This is a genomic window from Paraburkholderia sp. GAS206C (genome assembly GCF_050435645.1).
Taxonomy (GTDB): Bacteria; Pseudomonadota; Gammaproteobacteria; order Burkholderiales; family Burkholderiaceae; genus Paraburkholderia; species Paraburkholderia phenazinium_B.
Window position 1 is genome coordinate 302,378 of sequence record NZ_JBNDKR010000001.1, and the last position, 20,865, is coordinate 323,242.

Annotated in this window: 21 protein-coding genes; 12 read left to right on the plus strand and 9 right to left on the minus strand. The window is 60.8% G+C overall.

Going from position 1 to position 20,865, the window contains the following annotated elements:
• Window positions 1–13 precede the first annotated feature (13 nt).
• The 3 genes from P3T20_RS01430 to P3T20_RS01440 all read right to left on the minus strand — a co-directional run bounded on the left by P3T20_RS01430 (window position 14) and on the right by P3T20_RS01440 (window position 2,983).
• Window positions 14–817, minus strand: a complete 804-nt coding sequence (locus P3T20_RS01430) for an ATP-binding cassette domain-containing protein (protein ID WP_074268862.1) — start codon at window positions 815–817, stop codon at window positions 14–16.
• A gap of 73 nt (window positions 818–890) precedes the next feature.
• Entirely contained in the window at window positions 891–1,949 is a 1,059-nt protein-coding gene (locus P3T20_RS01435) for an ABC transporter substrate-binding protein (RefSeq protein WP_429285824.1), read from the minus strand.
• Between the two features lie 77 nt (window positions 1,950–2,026).
• Entirely contained in the window at window positions 2,027–2,983 is a 957-nt protein-coding gene (locus P3T20_RS01440) for an AraC family transcriptional regulator (RefSeq protein WP_429285825.1), read from the minus strand.
• Window positions 2,984–3,280: 297 nt separating this feature from the next.
• Between P3T20_RS01440 and P3T20_RS01445 the strand changes: the two genes are divergently transcribed.
• From P3T20_RS01445 to P3T20_RS01455, 3 genes are all read left to right on the plus strand, one after another.
• The gene (locus tag P3T20_RS01445) at window positions 3,281–3,631 is read left to right on the plus strand and encodes a hypothetical protein (RefSeq protein WP_429285826.1); all 351 of its coding nucleotides are present in this window, start codon (window positions 3,281–3,283) and stop codon (window positions 3,629–3,631) included.
• Between the two features lie 28 nt (window positions 3,632–3,659).
• A complete protein-coding gene (locus tag P3T20_RS01450) occupies window positions 3,660–3,917 on the plus strand; it encodes a hypothetical protein (RefSeq protein ID WP_429285827.1) in 258 nt (85 codons plus the stop codon).
• A gap of 122 nt (window positions 3,918–4,039) precedes the next feature.
• Complete coding sequence (locus tag P3T20_RS01455) at window positions 4,040–4,474, plus strand: ThuA domain-containing protein (protein WP_429285828.1); 435 nt, start codon at window positions 4,040–4,042, stop codon at window positions 4,472–4,474.
• A gap of 254 nt (window positions 4,475–4,728) precedes the next feature.
• On the opposite strand, the gene P3T20_RS01460 is transcribed toward P3T20_RS01455, so the two are convergent.
• Entirely contained in the window at window positions 4,729–5,034 is a 306-nt protein-coding gene (locus tag P3T20_RS01460; RefSeq protein ID WP_074268876.1) for a DUF4148 domain-containing protein, read from the minus strand.
• A gap of 1,381 nt (window positions 5,035–6,415) precedes the next feature.
• On the opposite strand from P3T20_RS01460, the gene P3T20_RS01465 reads away from it, so the two are divergent.
• The 4 genes from P3T20_RS01465 to P3T20_RS01480 all read left to right on the plus strand — a co-directional run bounded on the left by P3T20_RS01465 (window position 6,416) and on the right by P3T20_RS01480 (window position 10,490).
• The gene (locus tag P3T20_RS01465; RefSeq protein WP_429285829.1) at window positions 6,416–7,486 is read left to right on the plus strand and encodes a hypothetical protein; all 1,071 of its coding nucleotides are present in this window, start codon (window positions 6,416–6,418) and stop codon (window positions 7,484–7,486) included.
• Between the two features lie 361 nt (window positions 7,487–7,847).
• A complete protein-coding gene (locus P3T20_RS01470) occupies window positions 7,848–8,030 on the plus strand; it encodes a hypothetical protein (protein ID WP_429285830.1) in 183 nt (60 codons plus the stop codon).
• A 102-nt stretch (window positions 8,031–8,132) separates the two neighbouring features.
• Window positions 8,133–8,819, plus strand: coding sequence for an HD domain-containing protein (locus P3T20_RS01475; RefSeq protein WP_429285831.1), 687 nt, complete (start codon window positions 8,133–8,135; stop codon window positions 8,817–8,819).
• A gap of 219 nt (window positions 8,820–9,038) precedes the next feature.
• A complete protein-coding gene (locus tag P3T20_RS01480) occupies window positions 9,039–10,490 on the plus strand; it encodes a catalase (protein WP_429285832.1) in 1,452 nt (483 codons plus the stop codon).
• Between the two features lie 21 nt (window positions 10,491–10,511).
• Here P3T20_RS01480 and P3T20_RS01485 read toward each other — a convergent pair whose 3' ends face one another.
• Window positions 10,512–11,177 (minus strand): O-methyltransferase, encoded by a 666-nt coding sequence (locus tag P3T20_RS01485; RefSeq protein WP_429285833.1) that lies wholly within the window; start codon window positions 11,175–11,177, stop codon window positions 10,512–10,514.
• A 95-nt stretch (window positions 11,178–11,272) separates the two neighbouring features.
• Between P3T20_RS01485 and P3T20_RS01490 the strand changes: the two genes are divergently transcribed.
• Window positions 11,273–11,905, plus strand: coding sequence for a TetR family transcriptional regulator (locus P3T20_RS01490; RefSeq protein ID WP_429285834.1), 633 nt, complete (start codon window positions 11,273–11,275; stop codon window positions 11,903–11,905).
• Window positions 11,906–11,938: 33 nt separating this feature from the next.
• Here P3T20_RS01490 and accD read toward each other — a convergent pair whose 3' ends face one another.
• Window positions 11,939–12,811, minus strand: a complete 873-nt coding sequence (gene accD, locus P3T20_RS01495) for an acetyl-CoA carboxylase, carboxyltransferase subunit beta (protein ID WP_074268884.1) — start codon at window positions 12,809–12,811, stop codon at window positions 11,939–11,941.
• Between the two features lie 392 nt (window positions 12,812–13,203).
• On the opposite strand from accD, the gene P3T20_RS01500 reads away from it, so the two are divergent.
• Both P3T20_RS01500 and P3T20_RS01505 read left to right on the plus strand, forming a co-directional pair.
• Window positions 13,204–13,818, plus strand: coding sequence for a thioredoxin fold domain-containing protein (locus tag P3T20_RS01500; RefSeq protein ID WP_429285835.1), 615 nt, complete (start codon window positions 13,204–13,206; stop codon window positions 13,816–13,818).
• Window positions 13,819–13,866: 48 nt separating this feature from the next.
• On the plus strand, window positions 13,867–14,934 hold the full coding sequence (locus P3T20_RS01505; RefSeq protein ID WP_429286181.1) for an SDR family oxidoreductase: 1,068 nt from the start codon (window positions 13,867–13,869) through the stop codon (window positions 14,932–14,934).
• A gap of 15 nt (window positions 14,935–14,949) precedes the next feature.
• On the opposite strand, the gene P3T20_RS01510 is transcribed toward P3T20_RS01505, so the two are convergent.
• The 3 genes from P3T20_RS01510 to P3T20_RS01520 all read right to left on the minus strand — a co-directional run bounded on the left by P3T20_RS01510 (window position 14,950) and on the right by P3T20_RS01520 (window position 17,620).
• Window positions 14,950–16,218 carry an ATP-binding protein gene (locus tag P3T20_RS01510; protein ID WP_429285836.1) on the minus strand — a complete coding sequence of 423 codons (1,269 nt, stop codon included), beginning with the start codon at window positions 16,216–16,218 and terminating at the stop codon, window positions 14,950–14,952.
• Window positions 16,202–16,942 (minus strand): response regulator, encoded by a 741-nt coding sequence (locus P3T20_RS01515; RefSeq protein ID WP_429285837.1) that lies wholly within the window; start codon window positions 16,940–16,942, stop codon window positions 16,202–16,204. The genes P3T20_RS01510 and P3T20_RS01515 overlap by 17 nt, the downstream gene beginning before the upstream one ends.
• 63 nt (window positions 16,943–17,005) lie before the next feature.
• Window positions 17,006–17,620 carry a TetR family transcriptional regulator gene (locus P3T20_RS01520; RefSeq protein WP_429285838.1) on the minus strand — a complete coding sequence of 205 codons (615 nt, stop codon included), beginning with the start codon at window positions 17,618–17,620 and terminating at the stop codon, window positions 17,006–17,008.
• Window positions 17,621–17,966: 346 nt separating this feature from the next.
• On the opposite strand from P3T20_RS01520, the gene P3T20_RS01525 reads away from it, so the two are divergent.
• Complete coding sequence (locus P3T20_RS01525; protein WP_429285839.1) at window positions 17,967–19,553, plus strand: efflux transporter outer membrane subunit; 1,587 nt, start codon at window positions 17,967–17,969, stop codon at window positions 19,551–19,553.
• 92 nt (window positions 19,554–19,645) lie between these two features.
• Window positions 19,646–20,857 (plus strand): efflux RND transporter periplasmic adaptor subunit, encoded by a 1,212-nt coding sequence (locus tag P3T20_RS01530; RefSeq protein WP_429285840.1) that lies wholly within the window; start codon window positions 19,646–19,648, stop codon window positions 20,855–20,857.
• The last annotated feature ends 8 nt before the right edge of the window (window positions 20,858–20,865 follow it).

The window sequence follows — 20,865 nt, forward strand, 5'->3', positions numbered from 1 at the left end:
ATGGTTCCTTTGTCTAGGCGCCCTGCTCGGCCTGGCGCCGCCCGGCGCGGCGCGACACAGCGTTCTCGGTGGCACCGGTAATCGCCGCCACCAGTTCCTGATTCGACGAGTCGGGATAGAACACGCCGTTGTTGCGTCCGAGACGCAGCACGACGATCCGGTCCGCCACCGCGCGAACGTCCTCCATGTTGTGGCTGATCATGATCACGGCATGGCCACGGTCGCGGACCCGCTCGATCAGGTTCAGCACCTCGGCGGTCTGCGCTACGCCGAGCGCCGCCGTCGGCTCATCGAGCATGATCAGCTTCGGATCCAGTAGCAGCGAGCGGGCGATCGCCACCGTCTGGCGCTGGCCGCCCGAAAGCGACGCGACCACATCGCGCACACTCGGGATGCGGGCCGAGAGCTCGTTCAGCAGCGTCCAGGCCTTGACCTCCATTGCAACCTCGTCGAGGCGCAGCGGATTCATCTCGCGCCCAAGGTAGATGTTCGCGACGACATCGAGGTTCTCGCACAGCGCGAGGTCCTGAAACACTGTGGCGATGCCGAGATCGAGCGCCGCGGCCGGATTGGTCAGCGCGACCTCCTTGCCGCCGAAGGTGATCGTTCCGGAGCTGGGTTGATGGACACCGGCGAGCACTTTCACCAGTGTCGATTTGCCGGCACCGTTGTCGCCCACCAGGGCGACGACTTCGCCGGCATGCACGTCGAGTTCGATGTCCGTCAGAGCCGAGACCGCTCCGAAGTGCTTTGAGACGCCACGCAGGCTCAGCACCAGCTCGCCTCGCGTGGACCGTGTGTTGGAGTTGTCAGTCATGGGACGGATACCTCATCAAAAGTAGCCGGATCCGGCACGAGCCGGATCCCATCCAGCGTCTGCTTGCGCTGGATCAGTTCGCTATACCGAGTTTCTTGCACCCGTCGGCATAGCGGTCGGTGCACAGATCCTTGGCGTTCGCGAACCCCTTGTCGACCACCTCCGCCTTGAGGTTCTTCGCCGTGATGACAGCCGGTTTGAAGAGTTGCGTCGGTGTGTTGAAGAGCGTCGTTTCACCCTTCGGCGTCTGGCCGTTCAGGAAGCCAACGGCCACCTTCGCTGCCGCTGCCGCGACGATCTCGCTCGGCTTGAGAATCGTGTTGTACTCGTCGCCTGCGATGATCAACTGCAGCCCGGCGAGCGTTGCATCATTGCCCGTCACCGGCGGCACCGGGTTGACGCCAGCCGCCTTGAAGGCCGCGACGGCCCCGCCGCCCGTGCCATCGTTGGCCGCCACCACGCCCACGATCTGCGAGCCGAAGCGCGTGATCTGACCGCTGACCCACTGCTGCGCCTTCGGCGGCGCCCAGTCCGGCGTGTCATATTCGGCGAGCGTCTTGTAACCGCTGCCCGCTAACCCGGCGTGGATGCCCTTCTTGATCAGCCCTGCCGCTGCGTCAGTCGGCGAACCGTTGACCTCGAGCACACCACCCTTGGTCGTCGGCACATTGGTTTCCTTCAGATGCTCGACGAGCGATTGCGCAATCGCCTTGCCGATACCTTCGTTGTCGAACGACACGTAGTAGTTGGCCGGCGTCGATGGCACCGGGCGGTCATACGCAATCACCTTGATGCCCTGCCCCTGCGCCATATGCACCAGCGAAGCGGCGGCCGTCGAATCGACCGGGTCCAGCACGATCACCTTGGCACCCTGTGCGATCACCGAGTTGAACTGTTGCTGCTGCGTCGCGACGTCGGCATTGGCGTTCTGATAGAGCACCTTGCAGTCCGGACAGAGCTTGCTCATTTCGGCCTTGAAGCCGGGGAAGTCATGTTGTTCGTAGCGGGTCGACGCCTGATCGGGCATCAGAAAGGCGACCGTGCCACTGGGTGCGGCGAACGCCGCCGTCGTGCCGAGCATGCTCAGGGTAAGTGCGCTGGCGCCGATCAGTTTGTTAGGAAAGCTATTCATTGAGTGTCTCCGTTTATTAGAAAATTCCGGCGCTATTGCTGCCGTGGTGGGGCGTAAAACAGGTGCTGACCGAACGCCTACGAGGCGTGCGCGGCCTCGGGCGATTCCTTGGCGCTTGCAGCGTTGAGCTGCTGATACGCGCGCCATCGCGACGGCGGCATTTCCTTTAGCAACAGGAACTGCCGGTTAAAGTTCGAGAGGTTGTTGAAACCGACCTGATAGCAGATGTCGGTGATACTCAGTTCGCCCGCCATCAGCAACTGGCACGCGAGATTGATGCGCAGCCGGTTGACGTACTGCACGAAGGTGAGGCCCGCCTGCCTGCGGAAGTATCGTGAGAAGGCGCTCACGCTCTGCCCCGCGAGTTCGGCTAACTCTGTTTCCCGCAACTCCTGCGACAGGTTCTTGCCAATGTAGGCAAGCACGTGATTGATATGAGTCTCGACGTACGAGGTCGGATCCGAACGATAAGCGGCGCTCGCCAGCTTGACCTGTTCGGTGCTTTGCAGAAGCACATCGAGCAACGCAACGAACAGCGTGATGCGCCGGATGCCTTGCGCGCCCAGCATCTCGCGCATGATCGGTTCGGCCGCGATGCCGGTTTTCGGCGTGAACAGGACACCCCAGCGCGAGGCGTCGAGCAAGGGCTCCACGCGCTTGAGTTCGGGGAAAGCCGCGATGGCACGCGCAGCGAATTCGGCATCGAACTGCAGGACAAGACAGCGTTCGTCCACACGCGTCTCTTGCGGCACACTGCTCACCCAGTTGTGCGGCAGGTTCGAGCCTGTCATCACGAGATTGCCGGGCTCAAAGCTACCGATGTGATCGCCAACGAAGAATTTCCCTGTTGTCGATGTGATCAGATGAATCTCGTATTCGGGGTGGAAATGCCAGCGCACGGTGCGATAGGGGTACCCGTGCGACCAGACCTTGAACGATTCGTCGCGCGGCACGGCGACCAGTTCCAGATCGGGCTGGGCGATATTGGCGCTGCGGACATCCGCGCGCGCCGTGGCACCCCGGGTGGTGTGCATCTGTCTTCCTCCTGAGTCTCTTTTCAGCCAGTCCGCGTACGCTGCACCGCGCCTAGCCATGACTGAAAATTAACCCTCTTGCAGATGTTCCACCACTGAAAATCGGGCCGCTAACCGATACTTTCTTGCATTCGGGTTAGCCCGTATGACATGACGATTTCAGGCGGGAGAACACGAACTGGTGGTGGTAACCCTTGGCGGCGAGAACGCGCGCCATGTCCTCGTTGGCCGCGGTCCAGTCATGCATACCATCGGCAAGCGGCGCGACCGGCCATCCGGATCCTTCGTCAACACCACATGCGCATTCTGTTCGACACGCGGCAACACCTCCTGCTCGACCCATTCAGCACAGGTGCCGGACACCGCGTCATATTCGCGGCCCCGTTCGGCACCCTGCGCATCCTGTCCGCCGGCGCCTGTACCGATCGCTATCATCGGGGACAGTTTGTGCGAGTGGATAAGATTGTCCTGCGCGTTGAACAGCTTCTGCGCCTTGAAGAAGCCGTGCGGGCCGCCGTCGCCTTAAACGATGAAGGGTGCTGCCGTACCTGGGATGTAGCCGGCCGGGACATAGACATCGACCTCGCGACTCCAGTTGCGATGACGCTATCTGCCGAGTCCATGATGAAAGTATGGACCGTGCCGTGAGGCACATCGGCTTGGGCAACGATCTCTGGTGACGGCTGATGCGTACGGCGCGAGTCTGGAATCGCTGCATCATCTGTCGAAGCGCAAAGGCTTTGAACTGGTGTGTTGCGACGGCATGGGCAACAACGCGTTTTTCGTAAGACGCGACCTGTACCCGCTTCTCGGCATCGTCAGCAACGATCCATCAGTCCTGTTCCGGCCTGCCATGTACAAGCTGCGCTACGTCGGCCACAACACGTTCCTGAGCGGCCATCCTTATCGCTACGCTCCAGCTGAGCAGATCTGAATGGACCAACCGCACGCCACCTTTGCCGCGATTTGCGAGGCCTATGCGCTAAAGCCAGGCGGCCCGGCACGCCGGATCAGCGAGCGGGGCTGGCATTTGCCAACCAATCGCGGCGAGTTCGAGTGGTTCGTGGCGGTGTGGGTTTCGGAGGCTGGCACGGCGGCGCCGGCGACGCGTTCCGTGCGAACCCCGACTACCAGTTCATGGTGGGGGGCCAATGGGTTGCGCATCCCGGCAACATCGTGGACTACACCGTTCAGATCACGGCACCCGATGATCCCGTTATGCACGGTCTCGCCGATTTCTCGATGCACTCAGAGCAGTACTTCATGCATTTTGATCCGAGCAACGAGGTTCTTGCGACGACCTGCTTCGACGGGCCGTATGTTCGGGAACATGAGCCACAGGTAACGGGTGTCGTCATGCCAGTCGCGTGGAAACGCAAGTGGGGCAAAGGCAGGGTGTTCTATTCTTCGCTAGGGCACGTCAACGCCGATTTCGAGGTCCCGCAAGCGCGCGAAGTCATGTTGCGTGGACTGCTTTGGGCCGCGCGCTGAATAGGGTGACGCGGTTGCCCGGACGTGAACCAGCATTGATGAATAACAAAAAGCGCCCAGACCGTGAAGGCCTGAGCGAAGCCATCGGGAATCCGACGGCGGAGGTGTTCAAAACAAAACCGGCTCGCTACTGCGGTCCAACCCGCTAGCGAGCCAGTTTCGTGGATGGTGACGTGTCGCGGCGCAATGCCTTGACTGCACGGTATTCGCTATGCCGACGCGTCAACATCGTTCAACGTGTGCCTGGCTAAACCTTAGTGGCCGTACATCTCGTTCCACTCAGCCTTCGAAATGGCCCGGTGTCCTGTATCCGACGAACCGTTTGCGACGCCGCCGACGTCAGTTGCACCGTTTTGTGCAGCGACTTTGGCTTCTGCAGCCTGCAGGTCAGCCGGGTACGTGGCATTGTCGGCCGAGGCGGGGTTATAACCGGCCTTTTCCAGTTGAACCAGTTGACTGCGCACTTCTGCACGCGTCAAAGGTTGATTCGATTGAGCAAATGAAACCACCGGAGCGGAAAGAGCGACAGCGATGGCGACAGCCTTGATGATCGAGTTCATGATTAAAACCTCCACAAATTGTTTTACACGGCGCTGCAAACAGGTTGGTGTGCAGCAGGTGAATACAGTCTATGAGGCGAGCAGCCCAGGGTAAATACCTAAGTTTGGAAATGACTTTTCTCGGAAATCTGACAATCGGGACGCCCGCTCGGCGCAATGCCGACGGCCGCGGGCAGCGGGGCCGGATCAACACCTCGCCCCGGATCCTGCGCTCAGCCCACTCGCGCGCTCAGAAGTCGGTCGCCCGCGGTGGCGGCAGGAATGCCCGCTTCAGATGCGAACTCGAGTCGTCGTTATGGCGGAACAATGTGCCCTTCAGCGCGCTTTTCGACAGACCACGAACGCTCACCATTCAATTTGAATTGGTGTCCGAACTATCGGTCTTAACCATCCGTGCCTGCGTATTGTTGTCACCGACGCCATGCTCGAACAGGCGCCGAAACACGCGCGTGTGAAACATCCGAAGCACATCGAATTGCACATCAAAGCCGACATCGAAAAACTCGAGGCGTCAGGCGCGAACAACATAATACGAATGCTCTGAGCAATGCATCGCTCATCTCATTCCCAGGTTTACCCTCGGCCACCCTTGCATCAGCGGATGGCATTCACGCAAATTCGGTCGTTTTTGCAGTATTTTTCTCGCCGAGGAAATTTTTTACACTCGAGCAATGATCAGATCAGAGTCTCTCCCAGATTCTGAAATCCCCTTACCACGAAATCTGTTCGACCGATGTTTGACGGAGAAATCGCATCGGCCTCTGCGGGCGCAATCCCCTGTATCAACGAACTCCCATCTGTTTAAAACCATCACGTTTAATTCGGATTCCATATTGATTGTCCGAAAATTCCAATCTCACTCTATCCCGGTAAATCTAACGCTATTTGACAGTTTTTAAGTTCGTATTACGAGTAAATCCGCTCGCACCCGCTCTATGCGTGTGGTGCCGAACAGTGTGTCTGTACCTGCTCCACTACCTTTCATTTGCGTCTGTATCAACGGGATGCATCCCCTTTGCGTCGGGTATAGAGGTGTACGCGCCACGCGCACGGATCACATTCCGTCATATCCAGATCTGTTCTACGAGCGGACTTCGGGGAATGGTTAGGAGACCCACGATTCCGCCTGACACGGTCACGAAGACCCGGCCTCTGTAAATGGGAGGACTTTGAACGGCTCCCCAGGAACCGGCTTCGAATAGATAATTAGGGGTACGATATGAAAAGATATAAAAGTGCATCCGGCTCGATCGGAATGTGCAGGATAGCGATTGCAACCGCAGTGACCTTATATGCGGGAATGGCTTGTGCCCAATCGAATCCATACGCCGCGCAAACTGCGCCACTCTGGAAGAGCGAGAGTAGTCCCCCGCAATTTGTGTTGGCTCAAGACCCGACACAAGATTGTCCCCAGTCAAGCACGCATGGATGCCGCAAGGAGGACGGTAATGGCCTGCCGGCGTTGCTCAGTGGCCTGCAAGATTCGGATACCGGTGGCACGGTAGGTCCGCAAAGCGCATTCGGCGCGGGCACCCCGTCGAGTGGAACGAATGGCACGGCGTCCGGAAGCCAGGGATCAGGGAGTGGTGGAACCGGCAATGCCGGGGCCGGGGCTGCAGGTGGTGGTAAAGGTAGCGGTGGTGCGGGTAGTGGGAGTGGTGGGTCTGGGAGTGGTAGTTCGGGCAGTGGTGGATCTGGTACGGGCGGATCTGGTACGGGTGGATCTGGTACGGGCGGATCTGGTACCGGTGGTACTGGCACGGGCGGCTCGGGTACCGGTGGTACTGGCACCGGCGGCTCGGGTACGGGTGGCTCTGGTACGGGTGGCTCTGGTACGGGTGGCTCTGGCACGGGTGGCTCTGGCACGGGTGGCTCTGGCACGGGTGGCTCGGGCACGGGCGGCTCGGGCACGGGTGGCTCGGGCACGGGTGGCTCGGGTACGGGTGGCTCTGGTACGGGTGGCTCGGGCACGGGTGGCTCGGGCACGGGTGGCTCGGGCACGGGTGGCTCGGGCAGTGGTTGTGCGGGCGACAGCGGCCACGGTAGCGGCGACGGCGGTCACGGCTCTGGTGACGGTGGTCACGGCTCCGGTGACGGCGGTCACGGCTCCGGTGACGGTGGTCACGGCTCCGGCGACGGTGGTCACGGCAGCGGCAACGGTGGTCACGGCAGCGGTGACGGTGGTCACGGCAGCAGCAACGGAGGCCACGGCTCCGGCGATGGCGGTCACGGCAGCGGTGACGGAGGCCACGGCTCCGGCGACAGCGGCCACGGCTCCGGCGACAGCGGCGGTCACAGCAGCGGCGGTCATAGCGGCGGCTTCGGCGGCTTCGGTAGTGGTGGCTTCGGCAGTGGTGGCTTCGGCAGCGGCGGTCACGGGGGCGGCTTCGGCAGTGGCGGCCACGGAGGCGGCAGCAGTGGCGGTTGCGGCGGTGGTCACGGCGGCCACTAACCTCAACAACTCCGCACTAAAACCGCTCTAGCGAACCAAAAGCATCTTCGCGTAAGCCCTACGCGAAGATGCTTCATCCCATGCGCGAACGTCGTCCAGACCCAACGCAACGAAACCCACACAACCACCAAAATCAAACCATCCGGGCCTTCACAACGTGCACTGAACACGCACCCCAAGCCCGCGAATCGGCACTCCCCGCTCGCCCGAAAACGAGCCAATCACCTCAATAAACTCACCCTATCCCCCGCCACGGCAGAAAACGTCGTGCGCCTGGCAGTGATGCACGGTTCTTCGTCATTGCCCGTCAAGGGGCGTTGACCAATACTGGTCTCCATCAACGCGACTTCGGACGGACATCATGAACCACCCTGTCGAACACCTCTCACTCGCTGCCGCGCCCGCTTCGGCTAACGTCCGCGGCGCCACGTTTCGCGCACTCGCCGAACACGCTGTGCATGCGAGTGAAGACGATGTCCTCGACGAGTATTTGATGCTGACGTTTCCCGCCAGCGATCCAGTCTCACCTGGCTTTTTCACCTGAATAGCAGCATCGGGTCGCAGGCGCCCCGCTTCACCGCTCGCGGCCAGAACACTCGCCAGAACCGCTATCAACAGCTCCTCAATTATCAATAAGGAATACTATATGACTACCACCATCGCCGGAATCAAGATCCCCGACAGCATCATGGCACGTGCTGCTACTGAACTGGTCCGCGACACCGAACCGGACCTGCTCTACAACCATTCCCGGCGTGTGTTCCTGTTCGGCGCACTCTCCGGTCAACGCAAAAATCTCAAGTACGATCCGGAGCTGCTGTATATCGGCGCCATGTTCCACGACATGGGGCTCGTCGACGCATACAGTAGCAAGACAGACCGCTTCGAAGTCGATGGTGCAAACGCAGCGCGCGACTTCCTCACGCAGTATGGCGTGAACGAATATGACATCGAGCAGGTCTGGACGTCCATCGCACTGCATACGACTCCGGGAGTTCCCGAACACATGAAGCCCGTCGTCGCGCTGGTCACCGCCGGCGTCGAGATGGACGTGCTCGGTCTCACCTATCACGAGTTCAGCGAAGAACAACGGATCCAGGTCGTCGCCGCGCACCCGCGCGAGAAGTCCTTCAAGAACGACATCATCGATGCGTTCGCTCAAGGCACGATCAAGAAACCCGAAACCACGTTCGGCAACGTCAAGGCTGACGTTCTCGAGCTTCGCGACCCGACCTACAAGCGCCTGAATTTCTGCCAGATTATCCTTGGCTCCGCATGGGACGACAGCCAGGCCGGTCACTCTCACCACGCCGGCTGCGGCTGCGCGGACTAAAGGAGGATCGTCATGCAGCACCTCGCACACGGAGAAAACGCAATGGGCGCGGCCAATCGCATGGGAGCGCCCGATACGCCGGCGCAGCTGGAACGGATCTTCCAACGCGCGAGGCCTTCCTCGTAATTCTGGACAGGAAACGGCGAGTCCGCAGGCAATGACCGCCTCTGCGCCTCTCGCCGTCCCTCTATATCTTTGGAATCAAAGGAGTTGATTAGCATGGCGAAGCTCACAACCGTATTCGGCGCGCCCGTCGTCGACAACCAGAACATCAGGACTGCCGGACAACGTGGCCCCGCATTGCTCGAAGACGTGTGGTTTCTCGAGAAGCTGGCGCATTTCGACCGTGAGGTGATCCCCGAAAGGCGGATGCACGCGAAGGGATCCGGCGCATTCGGAACCTTCACCGTCACACACGACATCACGCAATACACGCGGGCAAAGATTTTTTCGGCAATCGGCAAGAAGACCGAGATGTTTGCCCGCTTCTCGACCGTTGCCGGCGAACGCGGTGCGGCTGACGCGGAACGCGATATCCGCGGTTTTGCGCTCAAGTTCTATACCGAGGAAGGTAACTGGGATCTGGTTGGCAACAATACGCCGGTCTTTTTCCTGCGCGATCCCCTTAAATTCCCCGACCTGAACCATGCAATCAAGCGCGATCCGCGCACGGGTCTGCGCAGCGCAGAAAGCAACTGGGACTTCTGGACGCAGCTTCCTGAAGCGTTACACCAGATCACGATCGTGATGAGCGAGCGAGGCATTCCTAAAACTTTCCGTCATATGCACGGATTCGGAAGCCACACATTTAGCTTTATCAATGCGAAGAACGAGCGCTATTGGGTCAAGTTCCACTTCCGTTCGCAGCAAGGAATCGAAAACCTGACGGATGCCCAAGCTGAAGCGCTGGTCGGCCGCGATCGCGAAACACATCATCGCGACCTTTACGAAGCGATCGAGCGCGGCGAATTTCCTCGCTGGACTCTGTCCGTGCAGATCATGCCGGAGAAGGACGCCGGCAGCTATCACATCAACCCATTCGATCTGACGAAGGTCTGGCCGAAAAGCGACTATCCGCTCATCGAAGTGGGCGTGATGGAATTGAACCGTAATGCCGAAAACCACTTCGCCGATGTCGAGCAGGCAGCGTTCGCGCCGGCCAACGTCGTACCAGGCATCAGCTTCTCGCCCGACAAGATGTTGCAAGGGCGCCTCTTCTCGTACGGCGACGCCCAGCGCTATCGTCTGAGCGTGAACTACCATCAGATCCCCGTGAACGCTCCGCGCGGCGCAAGGTACGTGCACAGCTATCACCGCGACGGGCTCATGCGCGTCGACACGAACTCGGGTGGCGCGACCTCCTATGAGCCGAACACGCGCGGCGAATGGCAGGAACAACCCGATTTCCGCGAACCGCCGCTGTCAATTGAAGGCACGGCCGATCACTGGAATCATCGTGTGGACGACGACTACTACTCTCAGCCCGGCGCGCTGTTTCGCCAGATGACCCCCGCGCAAAAGCAGGCGTTGTTCGAGAACACCGCGCGGGCCATGAACGGCGTATCGAAGCCGATTCAGCAACTGCATATCGAGCATTGCACGATGGCCGACCCCGCCTACGGCGCGGGCGTCGCCAAGGCCATCGAGGCGCTGGAAAAGCAGTCTGTGTAGTCTTCGTCGCGGCGTGGCGGTCTACAGCCTGATCGAAACTTCTACATCGTCCGCCAAGCCTTGCGAGAAGTATCTGCCGCTCGAACGCACGATTTCCAGGTACTCCGGGCTCCAGTCGGCGTTGTCGGCCACGAGCACGGAGCCCGCGCGCAGGCGCGGTTCGAGCAGCGAGCAAACCGCCGGGTACAGCGCCTTCGCTCCATCGAGCAGGACCAGGTCGACGTGCTCCGGCAGTCCGCTCGCAAGCGTTTCGAGCGCATCACCCTCGCGCACCTCAACCAGGTCGCCGAGACCGGCAGCGGCAATCGTCCTGCGCGCCGCGGCAACCTTCGAAGGCTCGAACTCGGTGGTGATCAGCAGTCCGCCGCCGTTGTCCCGCAACGCTGCGGCCAGGTGCAAAGTCGATACGCCAAACGACGTACCGAACTCGACAATCGAGTTCGCCTTCGTCATGCGCGCATACATATAGAGCAGCGCGCCGGTCTGTCTCGAGACGGCAAGATGGAATTCCTTCGCACGCCTATAAAAGCCCTGATAGTCCTCGGATCGCGCGCTTGCCATCAATGCATCGCGTTCCGCGGATGAGAGCGCGGCCATCTGCCTGTGCATAAGCGCCCGCGATGCGTCTGCATCGGCGAATAGCTGTTCCAGAACGGTAGATACGGGCGGTTGAGTCAGTGTGATCATGAATGAACCCTTTGAACGGAATACACGTTGTTGTGCACGTGGATAGAATACGAACAATTAGTCGCATTTACTATTCGCATTCGGAAGGCACAGACATGAAACGCCGGCAAGGCCCCGTCGTGACAGCACGTAAGCGTCCACAGCAGGAACGTTCAACCCGCCTTGTAGCGGACATTCTTGAAGCCGCAGTTCGCGTTTTAGAGCGGGAAGGCGCGCCGCGTTTTACCGCAGCACGGGTAGCGGAAGCGGCTGGGGTGAGCGTCGGCTCTCTCTACCAGTACTTCCCGAACAAAGAGGCCATGCTGTTCCGGCTGCAGACAGAGGAATGGACCAGAACCCACGCGTTGCTGGAGAGCATCCTCAACGACCCGACGCGCCCTCCTCTGGACCGGCTGCGCTCAGCCGTGCAGGCATTCTTCCAGACCGAATATGAGGAAGCTGCGTTTCGCATTGCACTCGAGGATGCAGCGCCGCTTTATCGCGAATCGCTCGAGGCGCGCGAGCAGAAACAAGCCGGTATGCGCGTGGCAGTCGCCTTCGTGAAAGAAGCGCTTCCTGATCTGACGACCGCGCGCCGTGCGTTTGTTGCCGAGGTGTTGGTGACAACCATGTCGCAAGTCGGTGAAGCGGTTTCCGAAAAGGCGAAGTCGAAAGCCGATGTCGAAAAATGGGTCGCGGAAATGGCCGACATGTTATGCGCGTATGTGGAACACCTGGCCGCACGATAGCCGGCCAGCGCATCTAAATTTGATCCGTCAACATCACATAATCGCATCCGTCGCCTGCAAGGTCAGGAGTGCCATCAGTTGTGCGATTTCGTCGCGCATCTTGCGGCGGTCCACAATCATGTCTATCGCGCCCCGCCGCAGCAGGAACTCCGGGCGCTGATATCCTGCCGGCAACGTCTCGCGTACTGTTTGCTCGATTACCCGCTCGCCCGTAAACGCGATCATTGCCTTCGGTTCGGCCATCACCACGTCGCCGAGAAAGGCGAAGCTTGCCGATACGCCACCTGTGGTTGGATTCGTGAGCACGGAGATGAACGGCAGTCGCGCGTCCGCCAGCCGCGTCAACATGGCGGTGGTTTTGGCCATTTGCATCAACGAATACACGCTTTCCTGCATGCGTGCGCCGCCAGACGCGGCAATGCAAACGAAAGGCGTACGTTGCTCGAGGGCGTTTTGTACGCCGCGCACAAATCGTTCGCCGACAGCCGAACCCATCGAACCTGCCATGAATCCGAACTCGAAGCACGCCACCACGGCCGGAATCGAGTGGATGGCCCCTCCCATGACCACCAGGGCGTCAGTCTCGCCCGTGTCTTCCATTGCTTCGCTCAGGCGATCGGGATAGGTGCGGTTGTCCTTGAAATTCAGAGGGTCGACCGGCAACACTTCGCGGCCAATCTCACAGCGCCCTTCCGCGTCGAGCAGATGATCCAGCCGCTCACGGGCGCCAATAGGCATGTGATGAGAACATTTAGGGCAGACATGAAGATTCGCTTCGACGTCGCCGCGATAAAGCACCGCTTCGCATGCTGGGCACTTGAACCACAGGCCTTCAGGAATGACCTTGCGGCGCGCCGGATCGCTTTGCTTGATCTGCGGCGGCAATAAGTTGTCGAGCCAGTTCATACCCTCTCCCGTTCACAGCGTCATCGCAACCACATTCAGTGCGACGACATGAATGACAAAAGTCAGCGAGCAGATAATCAGTAACTGGGCGTCCATGACCGATCCGGTAGTCGCGAGCCGTCCAAAGTCTACCTGATCGAGGAACGGCAACCGTGGGCTCGCCAACCAATCAAGGCCGAAGTCCAGGCAAGCGCGGGCCAATCTGATATTCGGGCAAGGTCACGATCGCCAGATCGCTACGAGCCCCCATTTTGCCGCTGTGAATGCCGTGCGGCGGACCTCCTGCCTGCGTAGCTGCGCACGCCAAACTCCAGGATCGTGGACAATTAGCGAATTCACGCCGTTGTACGTTCAACCTGCGTACGTTCGACCTGCATCCAGAGGAGCGTTTTATGTTCAAACCTGTAAGACATGTCGCTGCTGCGGCCGCGATCATGGTGTCCGGTTTTGCTGTAGCGGCGGACCAGCCCGCCCCCACGTATCTGCCGGCCTCAGCAGCGGCGACGTTCGAGAACGCGCCGGCGATCGTGGAAGGCGCTTCGGGCAAAAACGTCAAATCGACGATCTATGTTTTCATGGACCCCAACTGCATCTTCTGTCACTACGCATGGAAAGCGTTCCAGCCCTACGAAGCCGCCGGCTTGCAGGTGCATTGGATCCCGATGGGCTTCCTGAAACCGGATTCGGCCGGCAAGGCCGCCGCACTGCTCCAGGCGCCGGATGGTCCGGCGTTGATGCATGAACTCGAGACGAAATTCTCCGAGAAAGAAGAGTCGGGCGGCATCGCACCGTTGGCAAAGGTGCCGCCAGCGACGCAAACCAAGCTGGACGGCAATATAAAAACGTTCCAAAGCCTCGGCTTCGACGGCACGCCGACCATCATCTACATGACGAGCGGCGGCCGCTGGGCAGATGTCAGCGGCTTGCCGCCTTTGAGCTCATTGCCGGCCATGCTGAATCTGCCGGAACAGCCGATTACCGATCCGTCTTTGCAGCGGTTCCGCTAGATCGCCACTGCTTTCCACAGACATTTTCATTTTGTGACTATCAATCTCATGCAAAACCGGGCACTTATTATTGGCGCAAGCGGTATCGTCGGCAGCAACCTGGCCGACCAGTTGCTTTCGACCGGCTGGACTGTTGCCGGTCTTTCGCGCGGCCGCACAGCGTTGCCGCAGGCGGTCGAACCGATTGCCGCCGATCTGACCTCCGCCGCATCCGTAAGCGAAGCGTTGGCGGGAAAATCCTTTAGCCATATCTTTTTCACTGCATGGTCTCGCCAGGCGACGGAGAAGGACAACATTCGCGTGAATGGCGGCATGGTTCGTCACGTGCTGGATGCCGTTGGGCCCTCGGGCAGTGTTTCGCATGCGGCGCTTGTCACGGGCCTGAAACATTATCTCGGACCGTTCGAAGCGTACGCGACGGGCGCGGTACCCATTACGCCGTTTCGCGAGGAACAGGGCCGCCAGGTCGTGGAGAATTTCTACTACGAGCAGGAAGACCGTGTGTTCGAAGCCGCGCAACAGTATGACTTTAGCTGGAGCGTGCACCGGCCGCATACGATCATTGGCTACGCGATCGGCAACGCAATGAATATGGGCGTCACGCTCGCCGTCTACGCGACGCTTTGCAAACAGACGGGCCAACCGTTCCTGTTTCCCGGCTCCGCAGCGCAGTGGAACAGCCTGACCGACATGACCGACGCGCGCCTGCTCGCACGTCACCTTGAATGGGCCGCCACGTCCGACGCTGCGCGCAACGAAGACTTCAACGTGGTCAACGGCGATGTGTTCCGCTGGAAATGGATGTGGTCGCAGATCGCCGGCTATTTCGGCATCGAAGCCGTGCCGTTCGACGGCGAAGTCCGTCCGCTCGAGACACGCATGCAGAAAGCCGCGCCGGCATGGACCGAGATCGCTACACGCTTCAACCTGAAGGAAGCGGATATTGGCAAGCTGGTGTCATGGTGGCACACCGACGCTGACCTTGGACGCCCCATGGAAGTGGTCACGGACATGACGAAGAGCCGCAAAGCTGGCTTCCTCGATTATCAAAGCACCCCGGACTCGTTTTTCGCGCTGTTCGACAAGCTTAAGACCGAGCGGATCATTCCGCAGTAAGGTACGAACTCCTGACTATCCCGCACGGTCCGGAAAAGTCAGCGTGACAAGCAAGCCGCCGTCCGCCGCATTGACCAGACAAAACGTCCCGCCATTGCGGCGCACCAGTCTTCGCACGATCGAAAGTCCCAGCCCGCAATGGGCATCGCCGCCACGAGCCTCATCGAGACGGACGAACGGTTGCAAGGCGTGCTCGAGCTGGTCGTCGGGAATCCCGGGGCCGTGATCGCGCAGCGTCAAAACGCATTTGCCGTGCTGCAGGCTGGTCGCGATTTCGACGGGCGGTTCGCCGTACGTCATGGCATTCTCCAGCAGATTGGCCAGGATGCGGTCGAGGTCGACCAGCGGCAGTCTGAAGTGTCCAGCAGCACGCAGATCCAGCGTCACGAGCGAGCTTTCCGTGTCCCCGTCCTGCGGAACGTTGCCGTACTGGCTCTGACAAAACGAGTCCACGGACACGAGCGGCGATCCATCCGCACGGTCGCGCACGAAATCGAGGAACTGCTTGACGATGCGCCCGAGCGATTCGACATCGCCCAGGAAACCCATCCGCTCTGCGCCGTGCGGCAGCAGATCGGCGCGAACCTGCATCCGTGTGAGCGGCGTGCGCAGATCATGAGCGACGCCCGCCAGCATCATCGCCCTCTCCTGTTCGTATTCGCTGATCTCGCGAATCATCTCGTTGAAGCTGACGATCAGTTCCGCCACCTCGCGCGGCCCGCTCACACTGACGACGGGTGTGCTGACGCCAATACGAAACTCGCGTGCCGCATTGGCCAGCCTGCGCAGCGGGCGCTGGGCTTGCCAGGCTCCGAGAAACGCCACCGCGATGGCCAACGCGAGCATCAAGGCCAACGCGGTGTGCATGCGGGCTTCCGTCAACGTAGCGCCCGGTATGCGGATCCAGTTGGCGTCGCCGGCATAGCGCACCCAGACCGTACCTGTGTCGCCGGACAACACGACCTGACTGCCCGGCGGCAGATTCTCACGCAACGCGTTCTCGTACAGTCCGTGTGTTTCGCGCCGTGAAGGCGGTCCGTCGCCTGGGTTCGTATCGCGCCCGTCGAGATAGGTGGCGCCGAGCGCCGAAGCAATGTGCCTCGTCGCCTCGATACCATCACGCCGCGACTCTTCGACCACCTGGATGCCGCGCGACGCATGCTCGGCATGCATCTGGTTGGCTTCGCGGCCGAGCATGAACACCATGGCCGCGTAGGCCAGCACGAGCAGGCTCGTGGTCATCAGTGCCGCGCGTCCAAAGAGTGTATTAAACGGATTTTTCATTGCCGTCGCCGCCATCGCTCGGAGCAAACATATAGCCCACCCCGCGTACGGTCTGGATCACGCAGGGTTGGGAGGGGTCCTCTTCCAGCAGTCTGCGCAGGCGCCACACGGCCAGATCCATGCCGCGCTCGGTGATGTCCGCGTCGGGGCCGTACAGCATGTCGAGCAGTTTCGTGCGCGACAGCGTCTCCATCGGATGCGTCACCAGCACTTCAAGCAGCGCGTAGTTCGTGCCCGTCAGCTTGATGCGCTTGTCGTCGCAGAACAGGGCGCGCGCAGTGAGATCGAGGCGAAACCGGCCAAAGCGGTAAATCGCCTGGCGTCCATTGACAGCTGGGGACGGCTGGCCCGAATGACGGCGCAGCACCGCTTTGATACGCGCCAGCAGCTCGAGCGGCGTGAACGGCTTGCCCAGATAGTCGTCGGCGCCGAACTCGAGCCCCACGACCCGATCCATTTCGTCCGCAAGCGAAGTCAGCATGATGACGGGAATAGTGTCGCCCGCCTCGCGCAATTGCCTGAGTGCGGTCAAGCCGTCCACGCCTGGCATCATGACGTCAAGCACTACGATGGATGGCCGCTCGAGCGCGAGGCGATTGGCGATATTGGTGGCGTTATGCAAAACCGAAAACTCGATGCCGCGCTGCTGGAAAAATTTCCTGAGGAGGTCACGCAGACCGGCATCGTCGTCTACGAGCAGGACCTGAATCGCTTCACTCTCCATCCACACCCTCCTGTCAGCCCTGATTGAAACGTGAACCCGCAGGCGAGTCGCCGGGGGCTCATGTCAGTGCCGTGACAGGCACTGAAACGTCAAACCGACAATGCTACCCAGATTCAGCCTGGTGTTGTGCCGGCGTCTCAGCAGGTCATTTCGAAAGACTCCTGTAAGGGTGGCGTGAATAAACAAGGCGGATTGGTACGCGTCGAGATCGGCGGATAACTGGTCGCACGAGACCGCGTGGAGCAACGCCTGCTCGATCTGGGTCTCCGCCAGACGGTTGGCAGCCCGGACGCGCCGCCAGAATTGCGCCGTCTCCTCAGTCGATTCGCAGCGCGCAAACACGATGCTGTAGAGGTGGCGCATGCGCGTTTCGCGCAACGCCCGCGAGAGCCGCACTTCAAGTTCCGTGCGCAGCGTACCCAGTGGATTGGGCTCGTCCGGAGGCAGGGGAACGCCGAAAGGGTCGAGCGGCAGAGCAAATCGCTCAAAAATGGCATCGAAGATCGCGTCTTTATTTCTAAAATGACCGTAGATCGCCCCTCGGGTCACCCCGGCCGCATCGGCGATTTCGTCCAGCGTGGTTTGCGTGACGCCATGACTGAAGAACATGGCCTCTGCTGCATCGAGAATCGTTGCACGCGTGTCGAGCGCTTGCGCCTTCGTCCGCCTCATTAGCATTCAGCCGCTTTCTGTCGCGCATCCATGCCCTGCGACACCGCGGCTGCTCAATAGCTCAGATGATGCGATCATAGCCGCCGTGCATGGGAGCGGACGTTAGGCTTTTTTTCGGATTATTTCAAAGTGAAATTTATCGAAGTGCGATTTCATTTAACGTGCTCCTGCTTTTTGCACATCGAGTAAGATCACCGCTCATTCTGCTGTTGCGGTTCCACCGATGTCGGGTGCGCAAATCAGTGTGGCGCTCATCTGTTGCCCGACAACATAGAAGTTTTGAATACGGCTAAACGGAGTTCACTTGAGCAACCAGTCTCCACTCGGTCGACTCGCTCTATATGTATCCAGGATGAGTAGTCCGGTTCGCACGGACGCTTCCTCCCGGTCGACCTTTGTATCACCCGACTCACGCCGTCCCCGCAAGCCAGCGCCAGCAACGGCGCCGCTGCGCACCCTGCGCACCGGCTGCGCGCTGGCGGCTACGCTATGCCTAGCGGCTTGCGCCGTCGGTCCCGACTATCACAAGCCGCCGCAGGACATTCCCGCCACCTTCAAGGAAGGCGCCGACTGGCAGCGCGCGCAGGCCAACCCGCAAGGGGCGCTTTCCAGCACCTGGTGGCTCGACTACCACGACGACACGCTGTCCCACCTTGTGGATCAGTCGCTTAAGGCAAACCAGTCGATCGCCGCCGCGGAAGCCGCCTACCGGGTCGCCAAGGCCACGATCGATGCGAATGTCGCGAGCCTGTTCCCCACCATCGGGGTGGATGCGTCGGGCTCGCGCTCCCGTACGGCCGCGGTCGAGAGCATCACGGGTCAGCCTTATACGAGCAACCTCGTGTCCGCCAGCGCGTCCGCCAGCTGGGAAATCGACCTGTGGGGCAGCGTCCGGCGCTCGATCGAGTCGGCCAAGGCCAGCGCTCAGGCCAGCGACGCCCAGCTCGCCGGCGAGCGTCTGTCGATCGCCGCCAGCCTCGCCATCGATTATTTCGCACTGCGTCAGGCCGATATCGACATCGATTCGCTGAAGCAGCAGCAACAGATCGACGCCAAAATTCTGGAGATGGACCGCGCGGGCTTCCTGCAGGGAACGGTCTCGAACGACACGCTCCTCGATGATCAGGACAACCTCGAACTCGTGATCGCCGACCTGCAAGCCACGGAGACCTCCCGCGAGCAGGACGAACACGCCATCGCGGTGCTGATCGGCGAGCCGCCGGCCAGCTTCACGCTGCCGGCGCAAAGCGACTACACGTTCGCGACCCCCGCCGTGCCGCTCGGATTTCCGTCGGAATTGCTGGAACGGCGCTATGACGTCGTGAGCGCGGAACGTACGGCCGCCGCGGCTAACGCCAAGATCGGCGTCGCCGAGGCCGCTTTCTTCCCAACGCTTACGCTCTCGGCGCAAGGCGGCTTCGAACACAACGCCCTGGCGCATCTGTTCTCGATGCCGAGCCGCTTCTGGACGCTCGGCCCGGATCTCGCCGCGACGATCTTCGACGGCGGTGCGCGCTCTGCGGCGGTCCACGAGGCCGAGGCCACGTACGACCAGCAGGTCGCCACGTATCGCGGGACCGTGCTGTCCGCGTTCCAGAGCGTCGAAGACAGCCTGTCGTCTTACAACCATCTGCAGCAGCAGGAGCAGGCGTTCGCCAACATCTACAAGCGCAACCAGCAGCTTTTCTCGAGCCAGCAGGCCCAGATGCAGGCAGGCACAGCGAGCCAGGAAGCCGTGTTGACGCAGCAGCTCACGCTGTTGCAGGCCGCGCAGAATCTGAAGGACACACAGGCAGCGTTGACGGAAAGCAGCGTCACGCTGGTCAAAAATCTCGGCGGCGGCTGGCAGTGGGATGACGCCAAGGGTGTAGCAGTCAGCACCAGTGCGAATGCCGCGCCGCAATCGTCGAATCAAACATCGGGAGCCCCGTCGCAATGAAAGATCGCCTTGAACGTGATCGCTTTGGAGAGCGAAGCGTCCAGTCCAGCGACGGCCGGTTGCGTCGGAAATCGGAAAAAAATGGAGTCTCCATGAAGTCAATACCGTTGCTGTGCGTTGCCCTGTTTGCACTGTCCGCGCTTTCCGGTTGCGGCAAATCCGGTCAGGCGTCGGCGCCGCCTCCGCCGCAGGTCGGCGTGGTTACAGTCCAGCCGACCACCGTGGCGCTGACGCGCGATCTGGTCGGACGTCTTTCGCCTTACCTGAGCGCCAATGTCACCGCGCGCGTTTCCGGCGTGCTGATCAAGCGCGTCTACAAGGAAGGCAGCGACGTCAAGGCCGGCCAGGCGCTGTTCGAGATCGACCCGACCTTCTATCAGGCGCAGTTGAACAACGACCTCGGCATTCTCGGCGAAGACGAGGCCACGTACCTCAACGACAAGGTCAATGCAGCGCGCTTCCACAAGCTGTTGCCGGTTGGCTCGGTTTCGCAACAGACGGTCGACAACGCCGATGCGCTGGTGCGCACCGACGCGGCCAAGGTCAAGGCCGACCAGGCACTCGTGGATAGCGCGAAGGTCAACCTCGGCTATACCAAGGTGACCTCGCCGATCAGCGGCATCGCCAGCCAGCAGCAGGTTACCGTCGGCGCCGTGGTGGGCAGCAGCACCGCCGACGCCGGTTCCAGCGGCACCTTGCTGACCACGGTCAATCAGGTCGATCCGCTCTACGTGAACTTCACCATCAGCGCTTCGGATCTGCTGACTCTGCGTGAAGCGGCCAGCCGCGGCAACGTCGCGCTGAGCCAGCAGGACAAGACGACCGTGCAGATCGTGTTGCCCAATGGCAGCCCGTACAACCAGACAGGCACGCTGGATTTCTCCGACGTCACCGTGAACGCAACCACCGGCGCCGTGAACCTGCGCGCGCTGGTGCCGAACGCACAGCACACGCTGCTGCCGGGCATGTACGTGACCATGAACGTCAACCTCGGCCAGCAGCACGACGTTTTCCTCGTGCCGCAGGAGGCGCTGCAACGTGACACGGTCGGCGCCTATGCGCTCGTCGTCGATGGAGGCAGCAAGGTCGTGCGCAAGGACGTCACGGCAACCGACAACTCCGGCAACAACTGGATCGTCACCGGCGGCCTCGCAGCCGGCGATCAGGTGATCGTCACCGGGCTGCAAAGCGCGCACGAAGGTGCTCAGGTGAAGGCAAGCCCGTGGCAGGCACCGGCTGCTGCACAAGGTGGCTCGGCCACCGCCGCAGCATCAGGGGTTCAGACCGCCGGCAACGCACAATAAGGACTTCG